Source organism: Xenorhabdus szentirmaii DSM 16338 (assembly GCF_002632585.1).
Taxonomy (GTDB): domain Bacteria; phylum Pseudomonadota; class Gammaproteobacteria; order Enterobacterales; family Enterobacteriaceae; genus Xenorhabdus; species Xenorhabdus szentirmaii.
The window spans coordinates 1181067-1195729 of record NZ_NIBV01000002.1 but is presented as its reverse complement, the minus strand read 5'-3'; the positions used below and the strand labels follow the sequence as shown (position 1 = coordinate 1195729).

Below are 14663 nucleotides of genomic sequence, written 5' to 3'. Positions count from 1 at the left end.
GACTCTCGGTTTTTTTAATGGGTATTAGCACACTCATGTTAGCTAATCGCTCACGATTAACCACCTGTTATATAAACATATTCTTAACCGGGTAAATAGCCCCTAAAATCGTTTCTCTGTCTGCTCCGGTTACAGACGGTAGATTACCAGGCAACCCTGACATGGTACGATATGCCAGCCAAGCAAATGCCAATGCTTCCATATCATCACCACTCAATCCATATTTATCTGTTGTTGCAATTTCAGTGTTCGGTAATAGATCAGATAACCGGCTCATCACAAGTGGATTTCGTGCACCACCACCGCAAACCAAAAGACGATCGCATCCATGGTTCAGCCTGATTTGCTGGGCAATGCTGATGGCGGTCAATTCAATCAATGTTGCCTGAACATCGACTGGTGAAAGTGTTGGGAAATCAGTTAACTGTTTTTCCAACCACAACATATTAAAGTATTCACGCCCTGTGCTTTTAGGTGCAGTACGTGCGAAATAAGGATCAGAAAGCATTTTTTGAAGTAAGAGCTCATTGACTGTTCCTTCTCTGGCCCACAATGCATCTTTATCATAAGGCAACTGTTTATGGCGCCATATCCAGGCATCTATCAACATGTTACCTGGCCCGGTATCGTATCCCTCAACAGCAAGCCCGGGAAAAAGAGTGGAAATATTTGCAATTCCACCAATATTAAGAATAATGCGCCTTTCTGTCGGATGCCCTAATACAGCCATGTGAAATGCCGGAACTAAGGGAGCCCCCTGCCCTCCATAAGCCATATCACGTCGCCTGAAGTCACCAACGGTTGTAATATTAGTTAATGCAGCAACACGATTATTATCACCCAGTTGCATGGAAAAAGGCGTTTCACCATCAGGCTCGTGCCATACTGTCTGCCCATGACAGCCTATTGCAATAATATCACTTGCCATTAAGCCTGTTTTATCCAGTAATCCCTGCACAGCCTCGGCAAAAAGCGTGCCGAGTTCGTAATCAAATCTTCCGACTATTGATAGTTTGGTCTGCTGCCCCTGGCAGATGGAGAGTAAATTTTGTTTCAGTGCAGGTGGAAAAGAGTGATTATAACTTGCTTGTTGTGTAACGGTTTTATCATTGATTTCCGCGACAATAACATCAACCCCATCCATACTCGTGCCTGACATCACGCCAATATAACGTCCTGACTTCATAAATATTCTCCAGTTTAAAGGATTACATTTAGCGAACGGATTACGTTTAAGCTTCAGCAAACTATAAAGCACATTGGCTTGGGCTATATATATTTAATAGGCATTACCCACGATAAAAACTGAGTTTTGGAAAGCTATTCACAAAACATGCTAAACTTTTAACCAGTAATTATTCTTCATCGGGGTTCATTGTAAACATTTTTCATATATGTTGATATGACCCATCAGTAACTGGTAAATCTATTGACTCTGCTGCTATCAAGAGTGGCTAGTGTTTGTGTCAGTTTATTATCAAGCTTATCTATCAGGCATGAAAATTAGGAGTGACTATGTTCAAACGTTTCCTGGTTAGTGCAGTTGTCGTGACGACTCTGTCTGGTTGTGCAGACATGGGAGCGCTCTCTAGTGATACTTATTCTATGAACCAGGCCAAGCAAGCCCAGGCCGTAACCTACGGTACGATCCTATCTGTTCGCCCTGTGACTATAAAAGGCAATGAAGCCGGAGATCCCAATATGTTAGGTCTTATTGGCGGCGCCGTTTTAGGGGGGTTGTTGGGTAACACAGTCGGCGGAGGAACAGGCCAACGGCTTGCGACAGCAGCAGGAGCGATTGCTGGTGGTATGGCTGGTCAAGGTATTGAAGGGGCTATAGATCAAACAAAAGGGGTTGAATTAGAAATTCGCACAGATAGTGGAAGGAATATTATCGTCGTTCAAAAACTGGACAGAGTCGCATTTAGCAGAGGCCAGAGAGTCAGGATCGCCGATAGTGGAAATTCTCTGACTGTATCACCGCTCTGAAATACCAAAATAGCACAGACCCAAAAAATCGCGGTTTACCAGTAGCTGGGCCGCGATTTTCTTATTATTGATTAATTTTTATATTACCTGTTTATGTAATTGGCTAATATTTTTTTCGATTTTTTTTATTACAGAAGCAAGCAGAATTAACTCATCATGAGTAATTCCCTCCAATATTTCTTTCCTTGTTGAATCAATAACACTATCCACTTCTCTTATGAAAGTTTCCGATTCACCGGTTAATTTAATTCTTTTTGCACGACGATCATTAGCGCATGTATGACGTGTTATCAGTCTCTTTTCTTCTAATTGATCCAGAGTTCTCACCAGAGAGGGTTGCTCAATACCAATAGCTTTTGCAAGTTGTATCTGTGACTGCTCTGGTGGCAGCTGGCTAATATTGTATAGAGTAACCCAATGCGTCTGAGTTAATTTCAAAGGTTTCAAACGATGATCAATTAAAGCGCGCCAAACACGGACTAAACGTGCAAGGTCTGATCCAAGTGTCAATTCCAATTACCCCTCCTTATAATTAGAGACTCATATAGCATCAATGAATTATCCAATCAGTTTATTCATATGAATAATGGATACACACCCTATATCATACTTGCATTAGCAGAATTATAAATTTCGCTAATTACCCGGTGAGTGTCGCGTTGGTTTGTTATTCAAAGTTGATATCTTCGCCGCCCTAAAAAAGTGAATTTTTATGGCACATCGAATAAAATCGCGCATTAATCCACCAATGGTATAAACTGTATAAAATAATTACTAATTTGAACTATTGTGATTTTAAATATCAACAAAAAAAATACAAACCCAAAGAATATATACTTTTCCACTCGGTTAAAGTTCTATAAGAATAACCGCCATCCAAATACTAATCTATATATTTTTACATTAATATCATTTTTCTCTTACAGATGACATCAGTCATATACAAAATTACTTAAAAAACAATAACATAAAAAAATAGCTTTTTTATCGATCAATTAATAATTCTTTAATAAGAAATTTTTACTTGAATACTAAAACCACCCCAGAAAATAAGTAATAAAAATTAACTTAACCAAAATAAAAAGAATTTAACACTTAAGGCATGTCATTTATTAATGAAAATATTTCTTATCTTTAAGATAATTAGGAATCATTATTTATGTAAATAGTATTTTTTAATCAACTCAGAATAAAATCAAAATAAATCAGGCTGATTCGGCATATTATTTTCATCACCTTCGTTTAATTTTAACGATCTTAGATATCTCTGATGACATAAGCGAAATATATTCCTTTTTTCACTATCTGATAGTTTCATCCACATAAATCGTTCTTCTCTGCTCCGATAACATCCTCGACAAAAACCACGGGAATCTGATTCACAGATCCCGCGACAAGGGTTTGGAATAGCAAAAAATTCTAATTGTTCAGTCATCGCATCCTCCTCCCCCAGATTTATCAAACTTTTCCTCATGGGGATGCTGTCATACTAATCAGTATAAGCTTCACGTGTAGTAAATAAAAATAGAATAATCACATATTGTTACTAGTTACATGTTTCATTCATCACACATTCAACTTACATCGACAGAATAACAAACGCCAGTTTCATGCACTGACATATGCACACAAAATGACCGAAATTTGAAAGCTCATTAAAAACTTCCGCCAGTATCATCTAGCCGTATTTTTAGCACAGAAAAATACACCAACGCCTCAACAGTTGTTCAACACTCAAGTATGTTCCGGTATTTTCATGAAGATTAGGTAACAATGCAGGAAACAGCATCAAGCATGTTTCCTCAGCAATAGTCATTCTCCCATCATGCACGTACCCGCCCGAGCAGGGCAAAAATGACCAAAGCGGTAGCCACGGATGCACCCGACAGAATAAACAGGACGGTACGAAATGCGGCGCCATAGCTGATCAACACTGCGTTTCCCAGTTCCGGCAATAAGGCATTGACACCAGCCAAATCACCAATGGCGGCACGACTGGCAGCCTGTCCCAATATTGAACCAGACGTGAAATCGGATAAACCGGACTGTATCAACACCGCCAATAACACGCCCAATACCGCCAACGCTAAACCGTCGGCCAATACACGTACCACATTAAAGATGCCTGTGACCATGCCCGCGCGCTCTTTTTCCACGACACTGACAGCCAGACTGCCACCCGCCATCATGAGACTGCCATAGGTCAGGATGTAACCGTTCATCACCCAGTTGAGCTGATTTGGTGGTGTTCCCCCAATATTTGCTGAATTGATGGCAGCACGATGGCTGGCCCTGTGAAACATAACGGTACCAACACACCGGTTAAGCACACGGTCAACAGTAATAACCAGCGACGAGCGCTGGTATTAGATATATCCATTACTGTGTTTCCTTGTCAGGCCAGACTCAGGCGCTAAAACCGCCGTCCACATCAATCACTGCACCCGTAATAAAACGTCCGCTGTCACCTGCCAAGTGAAGCACTGCCGCTGCAATATCTTCAGGCTGACCATACGCAGGCAGCACCAATTTAGCTAATGTCGTTGCCGTTCGAGGGCCATCGGCCGGATTCATGTCGGTGTCAATCGGGCCGGGTTGGATCAGGTTGACAGTAATGCCGCGTTTGCCCAAGTCTTGTGCGACCCCTTTGGTCAAACCCACTAAAGCGGATTTGCTGGTAGCGTATAAGCTAATTCCCGCTTCTGCCGTACGCGTGGCAAGGCAACTTCCTAAAGAGATAATGCGCCCGCCATCAGGTAAGTACTTAGTCGCTTGCATGATAGCCGCAAACACGGCACGTAGATTGACTGAAATGGTACGTTCGAAATCATCAAGGGTAAGCTGATCGATAGTTTTTACATGGCAGTTACCTGCATTGTTGACCAGAATATCCAGCCGCCCCAGTTTTTCGGCTGTCATATCCACAGCAGCAACAACTTGGGTTGCATCAGATGCATCAGCAGCAATAACTTCCGCGCGCCTGCCAAGAGCCCGGATTTCTGCCGCGACAGCTTCAGCCTTATCCTTTGAAGCACCATAAGTAATGGCAACATCAGCCCCCTGTGCTGCCAGAGTACGAGCAATGGCAGCACCAATACCGCGGCTGCCACCAGTAACGAGAGCAACTTTTCCGACTAATGAACTCATGATTACACTCCTATCATTGGTTAAAAATGCATAGCTACCTGGAAAATAGTTCTTAGTAACGCCTTACCTATTTCCTTCAGCTTAAAAACACACCATTATTATATCGATCGATACAAATGCATTCCGCACAACTCTCTTTGTCAAAGATTTTTATACTGATCGATATATTAATTTTTCTCAGAAAATTTATTGAAGACAAATTGTTCCTGACATCCCTTTTCTTTTCAGGGGGAGATGGGGTAATCAGGCACCAAGTAAGAAACACCATTTAAGGGGCCAGAAGGTAAATAAGAAACGTCTCAATCAGAGGTTATAGTGGATATCAAAAAATCATTACTTCTCTATAAAAATAATTAATTGATTTATAATGCATGAGATTCTAGTTATAGTTAAACGCATATAGACTCTTAGTGAGCAATGCTTAAGACTCTATCTCTTAAAGACTACATTTCTTAAAAACTCTATTTCGTAAAGACTATAAAGTTCAAGAGGCAATCATGCGTTTACTCCATACTATGATCCGCGTTGGTAATATGCAGCGTTCGATTGATTTCTACACTCAAGTGATGGGCATGCGTTTACTGCGCACCAGTGAAAATCCTGAGTATAAATATTCTCTGGCTTTTGTTGGCTATACAGATGAAAGCCAGGGTGCGGTCATCGAGTTAACCTATAATTGGGATGTTGAAAATTACGAAATGGGAACCGCATTTGGGCATATCGCTTTAGGTGTCGATGATGTCGAAGCAACCTGTGAACGCATCAAGCTGGCTGGAGGCAAGGTAACCCGTGAAGCGGGCCCGGTTAAAGGCGGTACAACTGTTATTGCATTTGTTGAAGATCCTGACGGCTATAAAATCGAACTCATTGAAAATGCAAGTGCCAGCAGTGCATTAGGCCACTAATTATTAACACCTATCCTAAAGGGCATACCCTGTTGCCCTTTACTCCCTTGGTTGTATTCTTGGCTGGATCAGTATTACCCCTGCAAGATACATCAATTTTTGTCATAATATCCCTATTCCAAAGTTCAAAACAAAATCCTGAAGTTAAAAACTGAAAATCAGATGTCTAATAAAAACGATCAAAATATGCTAAGCGGACGATTTCGTGGCTACTATCCTGTTGTCATTGATGTCGAAACAGGTGGTTTTAATGCACGTACAGATGCTTTACTTGAAATTGCTGCAATCACCCTGAAAATGGATAAAGAAGGTTGGCTAACACCCGCCGATACCCTTCATTTTCATATTGATCCTTTTGAAGGAGCCAATCTTGATCCTGCTGCTTTAGCATTCACAGGAATTGATCCCACAAATCCGCTGCGAGGGGCAGTGAGTGAGTACACTGCATTACATGCCATTTTCAAAATGATCCGCAAAGGAATGAAAGATACTGGCTGTAATCGGGCGATTATGGTCGCCCATAATGCCAATTTTGATCATAGTTTTGTCATGGCGGCAGCTGAACGTGCCTCATTGAAACGCAACCCATTCCATCCGTTCGCCACTTTTGATACTGCGGCGCTCAGTGGGTTGGTTCTTGGCCAAACCATTCTCGCCAAAGCGTGTATTACCGCAGGAATTACATTCGATAGTAATCAGGCACACAGCGCTTTGTACGATACTGATCGAACTGCCCTGCTGTTCTGCGAGCTTGTCAATCGCTGGAAACGGCTTGGGGGATGGCCATTGGTGACTGACTCCTCTTCTGATAACGAGTCTTAAAACAACAAGCCCCATACTTTGTTAACAAATATGGGGCTATTAAAAAACACAATTATTTCTGTGAATTATTACTCACTTTTTTCCTGCTCACTTTCTTTATATTTGTCAGCGGCTTCTTTGATCACAGTTTGTAACTCACCGCGCTGGTACATTTCAACCAGGATGTCACACCCTCCTACTAACTCACCATCAACCCAAAGCTGAGGGAATGTCGGCCAATGGGCATATTTAGGCAGTTCTGCTCTGATATCGGGATTTTGCAGAATATCCACATATGCGAAACGTTCACCGCAAGCTGCTAAGACCTGAACAGCCTGGGCAGAAAAACCACAGCTTGGTAATTTTGGAGAACCTTTCATGTACAGCAGAATTGGGTTTTCTCTGATTTGGCGTTCAATCTTCTCAACAACAGCCTCATTAGAGGAACCCGCTGTTGCATTATTTTGCATATTAGTCGTCATTTTGCTTCCTTAAAAACTGTAAAAGCTATTCATCAGCATCAGAAAAGATTGATTCAGAATACCACTTTTATCTCTGATTTTTCTACTAAGAACTTTCTGCTGAACATTTTCGCCATGATTAGCACCAAACTATTCATCGATATTTTTTATCCTTACTAACCCTATCGATTCTGTATTAATGTTCAGTTCTACACCAGATCGCAGCCAAATAGCATCTTTTCCTCTATTATTTATCAAAAAAGTTGTTAAGATAATTACCAAAATAGCAAGATGATAATAAGTTTAAATTTTCCCTGCTCATGAATTCACCTTTATAGGTCATGGCTTGCAGAGATAAAACCCGATATTAAAAAGGAGCATGCAATGTCTTTTGAATTACCAGCATTACCTTATGCCAAAGATGCCCTGGAACCACACATTTCTGCAGAAACTTTGGAATATCATTACGGTAAACATCACAATACCTATGTTGTCAACCTGAATAATCTGGTTAAAGATACCGAATTTGCAGGAAAATCACTGGAAGAAATCATCAAAACATCTGAAGGCGGCATTTTCAACAACGCTGCACAAGTTTGGAACCATACTTTTTATTGGCATAGCCTGTCACCAAATGGTGGTGGTGAGCCAACCGGAAAAGTAGCTGATGCCATCAACAGTGCTTTCGGTTCTTTTGCTGAGTTCAAACAGCAGTTTACCGACGCAGCCCTGAAGAACTTTGGTTCTGGCTGGACATGGTTAGTTAAGAAAACTGACGGCAGCTTGGCTATCGTTAATACCTCCAATGCAGCAACTCCCCTCACTGGTGAAGATAAGCCGGTATTGACTGTTGATGTTTGGGAACATGCCTATTACATCGATTACCGCAATGCACGTCCTCAATATCTGGAGCACTTCTGGGCTCTGGTTAACTGGAAGTTTGTTGAAGAAAACCTTGCTTAATGAGATGAATTCTCATTTTGGTTTTAATAAGTTTTAATAAGTTTTAATAGTAAGGGCAGATTTTTTCATTCAATGATGAATGTTGAAAAACTGCCCTTTAAAATGAGGTGCAAACACCTCAATTCTTTTTCTAGATCAGGCAAAGGCTCGCCAGTAAAACGATCATTACTAACGCACTACAAGCAGTCAATAATCCCAATTTCAGATCTGTGTCCATAGAACATCCTTAAATGTGAAAATTAAGATTCAGCGATATCCATAAATTTTAGTTGGTTATTTCTCATGATGCTGAAATATCGCACGATGGTATTTGATACATATACTTTATAGCATCGATTATTACTTTCACTTTTGCGCTAGATCAGACAAAATTGAGAGTTTATTGCTAAATAATTGCCAGTCATCATTACTATATAACTCTACTGGCAAACGATTAACAAAGATCTATATCCAATGGATTTCAAGACACGGTGGACACGGTGCAGTGGCAAGAAAACGACATATTTGTCGGAAACAAGCTTGCCCGGCCAAAATTTGGCCTCCAGTGAAAGGCAGAAACATAGATCACTCTGTAACTGAATGATTACTGGGTGATTGGTGTAAGTTCGATCAGGGGCCGCAGTAACTTGAAAATCAAAGGTAAAGGTATATATATTTAGACCATAAGGTCAGGAGTCCTTTTTATCATGGCAACGATTAAAGATGTGGCTAAGCGCGCTGGAGTGTCGACCACAACTGTATCCCATGTTATCAATAAAACCCGTTTCGTCGCCGAAGATACAAAGACCGCAGTTTGGGCTGCAATTAAAGAACTAAATTATTCACCCAGTGCTGTTGCTCGTAGTTTGAAAGTTAACCATACAAAATCTATCGGGTTATTGGCAACATCAAGTGAAGCTCCTTATTTTGCTGAAATCATTGAATCCGTTGAAAACAGTTGTTACAGCAAAGGCTATACACTGATTTTGTGCAATTCTCACAACGATCTTGATAAACAGAAAGCTTATCTGGCGATGTTAGCGCAAAAACGCGTAGATGGTTTATTGGTCATGTGCTCGGAATATCCAGAACAACTTCTCAGTTTACTCGAAGATTACCGCAATATTCCTATGGTAGTTATGGATTGGGGCGAATCCAGAGGAGATTTCACGGATGCGATTATCGATAACGCTTTTCATGGCGGTTACCTCGCCGGCCGTTATCTTATTGAACGAGGCCATCGGGATATTGCCTCTATTCCCGGGCCATTAGCCAGAAATACCGGCGGTGGACGGCATCAGGGATTTCTTAAGGCGATGAAAGAAGCCAATATCACTATTCGGGATGAGTGGATTGTTCAGGGTGATTTTGAGCCTGAATCTGGTTATCAGGCTATGTGTAAGATCCTGAACCAGAAACACCGCCCGACCGCTGTTTTCTGTGGTGGTGATGTCATGGCAATGGGGGCAATTTGTGCAGCAGATGAGTTGGGATTGCGTGTTCCGCAAGATATTTCCATCATTGGATACGACAATATCCGCAATGCACGCTATTTTACGCCAGCTTTAACCACTATCCATCAGCCGAAAGAACGTTTGGGGCAAATGGCTTTTGCAACATTATTGGACAGAATCATCAATAAACGTGAAGATGCGCAAACCATTGAGGTCCATCCTCGACTTGTCGAACGGCGTTCTGTCGCAGATGGCCCCTTCATCGACTATCGCCGTTAGCCGTTAATTTTCTTGCAACCACTCAGCATTAAGTGTTTCTTTATCTCCGAGATAACTAAGTAACCAACTTAATGCTGGTGAATGGCTTTTTTCCGACCATGTTAAACAGCATGGGCTATCAGGTAATGGTTGTTCAAGTTCAAGCACAACTAATTTTCCTTTGCGTATGAGTGGTAGTGCCCGGTGCTTAGGCACCATTCCCACACATAAACCATCTATAATGCAATTCAGGCCCGCATTCCAGTCAGGAACAACCAATCGCCGCTGATTATCCAAAGCCCATGTATCACGTTTGGGTAAGCTGTGTGATGTATCCTCAAGGCAAAGGCTGGGATAAGCCCGCATTTGGTCGTCATTCAACTTTCCGCTGATTTGTGCCAATTCATGTTCAGGGCTGGCTACGCATAACCACGGCATGAATCCCATGTCTCTGAAACTATACCGTTCTCCCACTGGAGAAGCCCGGGTGGCACCAATCGCCACATCCACCTTTCCATTCACCAGTGCATCCCATACCCCATTAAAAACTTCTGGGTAGACAAATAACTCTATGTCAGGAAAATGACGATAAAAATCTAAAATTAACCGAAGCGTGCGTTCTGGTTTTACAACCTGATCCACCGCGATACTAAACTGTCCCCGCCAGCCATTTGCGACTTGTTGACATTGATGCCGAGTGTCATTCATTTTTTTGATAACAGAACGCGCTTCCTTAACAAAAATTATGCCTGCTTCCGTGAGCTCAACATCACGATGGCGACGTTCAAACAGCGATACAGCTAACCATTCCTCGAGTTGTTTTACCGTATAGCTGATAGCAGAAGGTACACGATGCAGCTCTGATGCTGCTGCACTGAAACTTCCTGTTCTGGCAACAGCATCAACCACTTCCAACGAATATTCAGACCACATATTTCTTCCTTTCAAATTTTTTCACAGCATGTTGCAAATATTACCATTTCACAAATAAAAATCATGGCATATAAAATAAGCCAATTATTTCCTATCAATTACCACACCAAGTTACTGACACAATGACAACAAATAAAAACTCAATTCCATTCATGTTTTATCTTGCCGGGCTGAGCATGCTCGGTTATTTGGCCATTGATATGTATCTACCTGCTTTTAATGTAATGAAAGAAGAATTAGGTACATCAGAAAATGCCATTAGCGCGAGTCTCAGTATTTTTCTTGCTGGTTTTGCTTTTGCCCAGCTCTTATGGGGGCAATTATCTGATCGACTAGGAAGAAAACCTATTCTTATTATCGGCTTATCACTATTTTCCATTAGCTGTTTAGGAATGCTCTGGATAAACAACGCTACACAATTATTGATCCTGCGTTTTATTCAGGCCATTGGCGTTTGTTCTGCTGCGGTTTCATGGCAAGCATTGGTCATTGACAGATATGACACTGCACGCACAAAACGTGTTTTTGCCATGATTATGCCTTTGGTGGCACTTTCTCCAGCCCTCGCACCTTCGTTAGGCTCATGGGTATTATCGCATTACAATTGGAGAATTATCTTCCTGATATTAATGATAGTAACACTTCTCTTGTTGCTACCGACATTATTTCTGAAGAATATTCAGCAACGTAACGTTAAGACAGACACAGATAAAAAAGCGGTTTCTTTCTTTACATTACTCAAATCCCCTTTCTTTAGCGGGAATGTATTAATTTATGGTGCATGTAGCGCTGGTTTCTTTGCCTGGCTCACTAGCTCACCAACCATTTTAAAAAACATGGGTTATAACTCTACTGAAATTGGCCTTAGCTATTTTCCCCAAACACTGGCATTTATGATTGGTGGTTATTCTTGCCGTATCTTGTTGGAAAAAGTGAAAAGTGAAACAATATTTCCACTCTTGCTGATTGGCTACGCTATCAGCATGATAGCCATTTACTTGATTTCCATTTCAGATGCCCCTTCATTTATAGCCATCCTCATTCCTTTTTGCATTATGGCAGCAATGAATGGAGCTTCTTATCCCATTGCCGTAGCAAACGCCCTTTCGGCGTATCCTAAAGACAGTGGCAAAGCAGCTGCATTACAGAATACCCTGCAATTAGGCCTTTGTTTTGTGGCCAGTATGATAGTGTCTCTTTTTATGGAAAACCCGCTAATATCCACCACAACAGTGATGGCATCCACCATTGTTCCTATGGCAATAGGTTATTGGATCCAAAAGAAAAAATAAGGAAAAAGCGACTGAATATCCATTCAGTTATTTTCCGAAAAACATATTTAAGAACCTTATTATCTAAAGGTTATATCGCAATGTAACCTTTAGATTATTGTTTAAATGCTATTTCACTCATATACTCATACGAATTCATCATTCTAAAAATTAGGAATTTGAGGTTTTTCAGGGTATTGAAACCCTATTTAATTTCAGGATGAATAGGCAATAAGTGCTTTTTCCCATTAGTCTCTATGTTATTTATAAATAAATTTTCGTATTTTTAACATAAAAAAATCAGTTACAAAGTAGTACCTCAAAATTCCATCACACAAATGTTGGAGAGTATATGAGTTCATCTTTCGTTGAAGGTAAAACAACAATTAACTCTTGGCATAGGATAGCCCAAGATATGCTTCAAGAGGCTAATATTCAAATCAATGGAAAACGCCCTTTTGATATACGCATCAAAAATCCTGATTTCTATAAACGAGTGTTGAAAGAGGGTTCTTTAGGGCTAGGTGAAAGCTATATGGATGGTTGGTGGGAATGTGAGCGCCTTGATATTTTCTTTCATAAAATATTACAAGCAGGCCTGGAGCATCGTATTCCCAAAAATATTAAAGATATCCTAAAAATAATTACTTCCCGGCTCGTTAATTTACAATCACCCAAAAGAGCCTGGATTGTAGGTGAAGAACATTATGATTTAGGTAATGACCTTTTCACCAGAATGCTTGACCCTTATATGCAATATTCCTGTGGTTATTGGAAAGACGCCAACTCATTGGAAGAGGCACAATCCCATAAACTTCGCCTGATCTGCGAAAAGTTACAATTGTCTCCGGGCATGACTTTATTGGATATTGGTTGTGGATGGGGAGGATTATCCGCTTATGCCGCGAAAAACTATGGTGCATCCGTTACTGGTTTAACGATTTCTGCTGAACAGCAAAAATATGCCCAAGAACGCTGTAAGGAACTCGATGTAACCATTCTTCTTGAAGATTATCGTAACCTTAATCTCCAGTTTGATCGCATTGTTTCCGTCGGCATGTTTGAACATGTTGGCCCTAAAAATTATGCCCACTACTTTGATATAGTGAAAAAAAATCTAAAACCTGACGGATTGTTTCTACTTCATACTATCGGTTCCAATCGGGATAAAATAGGCGTTGATTCATGGATAAGCAAATACATTTTCCCTAACGGGAAACTACCTTCGATTGCCAATATTGCCAAAGCAAGTAATGGAAAATTTGTTATGGAAGATTGGCATAATTTTGGTGCTGATTATGACCGAACACTGATGGCATGGTATGAACGCTTTACCGCCAGTTGGAGCGAGATAGAACATAATTACAGCCCCCGTTTCAAACGCATGTTCAGCTATTATCTGAATGCCTGTGCAGGTGCTTTTCGTGCAAGGGATATTCAGTTATGGCAAATTATGTTCAGCCCCAAAGGTGTTGAGAATGGTCTGAGAGTCCCAAGATAATCGCTCACCCATAGCTACAGAAATTATACTTCTGTAGCTTTCATTCTCTATTGAAAGATAATTAACCCATATTTATGACTCGGGAATATTTTTATTGTTTTTCCACCCGTAACAATAATTTTTCCTGTTCTTTTTGTGCCATAACCCGTTCAACGGTATCTACAACTGCCTGTGTTTGTGGATCAATTTCAATATTAACTTTTTGCCCCAGACGTTTTTGACTCAGCGTTGTTCGCTCCAATGTTTCCGGAATTAAATGCACGCAAAAACGGTTATTTACAACATCACCAATTGTCAGGCTAATCCCGTCAATACCAATAAATCCTTTATGCAAAATATATTTCATTAATTGCTTATCACTCACTCTAAACCAAATCTCATGATTATTTTCTGACGTGAATATTTTCGCAATTTCAGCAGTGGCAATAATATGACCAGACATCAAATGCCCGCCAATCTCATCTCCAAATTTGGCAGCCCTTTCCAGGTTGACGAGATCCCCCACCTTCAGCCCGCCCAGGTTCGTCAATCGCAGCGTTTCTTTCATTAAATCAAAACTAATCAAATCTCCGTCGATTTTCGTCACCGTCAAACAACAACCATTGTGTGAAACAGAAGCCCCTGCTTCAATTCCGGATAATAACTCCACCGGAAATTTGATAACATGGGTTCGAAAATGCACTTTTTCACTAATCGCAATAATCGGTGCTTTTCCCTGAACAATGCCTGTAAACATGGAAACCTCTCTCATCATTCTCACATAATCAGTTAGTTTAACCCACACATCACTTTTGCACACTATTCCAGTTAGTGCACAAGGAAAACTCGCTTGTCACAAGCTGGAGTACACCGGCCAAGTGGGTTTCTATTAAGGATATTTTCAATTACTGAGTATAAACACCGTACAATGACTGGCTTAATAAAATGAGTTCTATACAATACTTGAGCTCATAAGTAATACACTCGCACAAGCATTATTTGCTCGAAGAAGAAGTATTTCT

General features: G+C 40.8%; 15 protein-coding genes. 7 read left to right on the top strand and 8 right to left on the bottom strand.

Features of this window, described 5'->3' with window-relative positions; genetic code table 11:
* Window positions 1-67: 67 nt before the first annotated feature.
* Complete coding sequence (gene anmK / locus Xsze_RS15345; RefSeq protein WP_038233860.1) at window positions 68-1186, bottom strand: anhydro-N-acetylmuramic acid kinase; 1119 nt, start codon at window positions 1184-1186, stop codon at window positions 68-70.
* Between the two features lie 329 nt (window positions 1187-1515).
* Between anmK and Xsze_RS15340 the strand changes: the two genes are divergently transcribed.
* The gene (locus tag Xsze_RS15340) at window positions 1516-1989 is read left to right on the top strand and encodes an outer membrane lipoprotein (protein ID WP_038233862.1); all 474 of its coding nucleotides are present in this window, start codon (window positions 1516-1518) and stop codon (window positions 1987-1989) included.
* Window positions 1990-2067: 78 nt separating this feature from the next.
* On the opposite strand, the gene slyA is transcribed toward Xsze_RS15340, so the two are convergent.
* From slyA to Xsze_RS15320, 4 genes are all read right to left on the bottom strand, one after another.
* On the bottom strand, window positions 2068-2505 hold the full coding sequence (slyA, locus tag Xsze_RS15335; RefSeq protein WP_038233864.1) for a transcriptional regulator SlyA: 438 nt from the start codon (window positions 2503-2505) through the stop codon (window positions 2068-2070).
* 679 nt (window positions 2506-3184) lie between these two features.
* The gene (locus tag Xsze_RS15330) at window positions 3185-3424 is read right to left on the bottom strand and encodes a DUF1289 domain-containing protein (protein WP_071991726.1); all 240 of its coding nucleotides are present in this window, start codon (window positions 3422-3424) and stop codon (window positions 3185-3187) included.
* 388 nt (window positions 3425-3812) lie between these two features.
* Window positions 3813-4292, bottom strand: a complete 480-nt coding sequence (locus Xsze_RS15325; protein WP_051462253.1) for a hypothetical protein — start codon at window positions 4290-4292, stop codon at window positions 3813-3815.
* Between the two features lie 103 nt (window positions 4293-4395).
* Complete coding sequence (locus Xsze_RS15320; protein ID WP_244431723.1) at window positions 4396-5139, bottom strand: SDR family NAD(P)-dependent oxidoreductase; 744 nt, start codon at window positions 5137-5139, stop codon at window positions 4396-4398.
* Between the two features lie 494 nt (window positions 5140-5633).
* Here Xsze_RS15320 and gloA point away from each other — a divergent pair, with 494 nt between their 5' ends.
* Together gloA and rnt are read left to right on the top strand one after the other, a co-directional pair.
* Window positions 5634-6041, top strand: a complete 408-nt coding sequence (gene gloA, locus Xsze_RS15315) for a lactoylglutathione lyase (protein ID WP_038233868.1) — start codon at window positions 5634-5636, stop codon at window positions 6039-6041.
* A 162-nt stretch (window positions 6042-6203) separates the two neighbouring features.
* Window positions 6204-6863 (top strand): ribonuclease T, encoded by a 660-nt coding sequence (gene rnt / locus Xsze_RS15310; protein WP_038233870.1) that lies wholly within the window; start codon window positions 6204-6206, stop codon window positions 6861-6863.
* Window positions 6864-6931: 68 nt separating this feature from the next.
* Here rnt and Xsze_RS15305 read toward each other — a convergent pair whose 3' ends face one another.
* Window positions 6932-7312 (bottom strand): Grx4 family monothiol glutaredoxin, encoded by a 381-nt coding sequence (locus Xsze_RS15305; protein WP_099139032.1) that lies wholly within the window; start codon window positions 7310-7312, stop codon window positions 6932-6934.
* A gap of 375 nt (window positions 7313-7687) precedes the next feature.
* Between Xsze_RS15305 and sodB the strand changes: the two genes are divergently transcribed.
* Together sodB and purR are read left to right on the top strand one after the other, a co-directional pair.
* On the top strand, window positions 7688-8266 hold the full coding sequence (gene sodB, locus Xsze_RS15300) for a superoxide dismutase [Fe] (protein WP_038233873.1): 579 nt from the start codon (window positions 7688-7690) through the stop codon (window positions 8264-8266).
* Between the two features lie 686 nt (window positions 8267-8952).
* Window positions 8953-9978, top strand: a complete 1026-nt coding sequence (purR, locus tag Xsze_RS15295) for an HTH-type transcriptional repressor PurR (RefSeq protein WP_038233875.1) — start codon at window positions 8953-8955, stop codon at window positions 9976-9978.
* A gap of 3 nt (window positions 9979-9981) precedes the next feature.
* On the opposite strand, the gene punR is transcribed toward purR, so the two are convergent.
* Window positions 9982-10890 (bottom strand): DNA-binding transcriptional activator PunR, encoded by a 909-nt coding sequence (gene punR / locus Xsze_RS15290; protein WP_099138152.1) that lies wholly within the window; start codon window positions 10888-10890, stop codon window positions 9982-9984.
* A 122-nt stretch (window positions 10891-11012) separates the two neighbouring features.
* Between punR and punC the strand changes: the two genes are divergently transcribed.
* Window positions 11013-12182 carry a purine nucleoside transporter PunC gene (gene punC / locus Xsze_RS15285; protein WP_038233877.1) on the top strand — a complete coding sequence of 390 codons (1170 nt, stop codon included), beginning with the start codon at window positions 11013-11015 and terminating at the stop codon, window positions 12180-12182.
* A gap of 331 nt (window positions 12183-12513) precedes the next feature.
* Window positions 12514-13662, top strand: a complete 1149-nt coding sequence (cfa, locus tag Xsze_RS15280; RefSeq protein WP_038233878.1) for a cyclopropane fatty acyl phospholipid synthase — start codon at window positions 12514-12516, stop codon at window positions 13660-13662.
* 91 nt (window positions 13663-13753) lie between these two features.
* Here the strand turns inward: cfa and Xsze_RS15275 are convergent, their stop codons facing one another.
* Window positions 13754-14398 (bottom strand): riboflavin synthase, encoded by a 645-nt coding sequence (locus tag Xsze_RS15275; protein WP_038233879.1) that lies wholly within the window; start codon window positions 14396-14398, stop codon window positions 13754-13756.
* Window positions 14399-14663 lie beyond the last annotated feature (265 nt).

Bases quoted from the DNA above. Each gene is read 5' to 3' on its own strand.
- anmK (WP_038233860.1), bottom strand. From the start codon at position 1,186: ATGAAGTCAGGACGTTATATTGGCGTGATGTCAGGCACGAGTATGGAT.
- Xsze_RS15340 (WP_038233862.1), top strand. From the start codon at position 1,516: ATGTTCAAACGTTTCCTGGTTAGTGCAGTTGTCGTGACGACTCTGTCT.
- Xsze_RS15330 (WP_071991726.1), bottom strand. From the start codon at position 3,424: ATGACTGAACAATTAGAATTTTTTGCTATTCCAAACCCTTGTCGCGGG.
- Xsze_RS15325 (WP_051462253.1), bottom strand. From the start codon at position 4,292: ATGTTTCACAGGGCCAGCCATCGTGCTGCCATCAATTCAGCAAATATT.
- gloA (WP_038233868.1), top strand. From the start codon at position 5,634: ATGCGTTTACTCCATACTATGATCCGCGTTGGTAATATGCAGCGTTCG.
- rnt (WP_038233870.1), top strand. From the start codon at position 6,204: ATGTCTAATAAAAACGATCAAAATATGCTAAGCGGACGATTTCGTGGC.
- Xsze_RS15305 (WP_099139032.1), bottom strand. From the start codon at position 7,312: ATGCAAAATAATGCAACAGCGGGTTCCTCTAATGAGGCTGTTGTTGAG.
- sodB (WP_038233873.1), top strand. From the start codon at position 7,688: ATGTCTTTTGAATTACCAGCATTACCTTATGCCAAAGATGCCCTGGAA.
- purR (WP_038233875.1), top strand. From the start codon at position 8,953: ATGGCAACGATTAAAGATGTGGCTAAGCGCGCTGGAGTGTCGACCACA.
- punR (WP_099138152.1), bottom strand. From the start codon at position 10,890: ATGTGGTCTGAATATTCGTTGGAAGTGGTTGATGCTGTTGCCAGAACA.
- punC (WP_038233877.1), top strand. From the start codon at position 11,013: ATGACAACAAATAAAAACTCAATTCCATTCATGTTTTATCTTGCCGGG.
- cfa (WP_038233878.1), top strand. From the start codon at position 12,514: ATGAGTTCATCTTTCGTTGAAGGTAAAACAACAATTAACTCTTGGCAT.
- Xsze_RS15275 (WP_038233879.1), bottom strand. From the start codon at position 14,398: ATGTTTACAGGCATTGTTCAGGGAAAAGCACCGATTATTGCGATTAGT.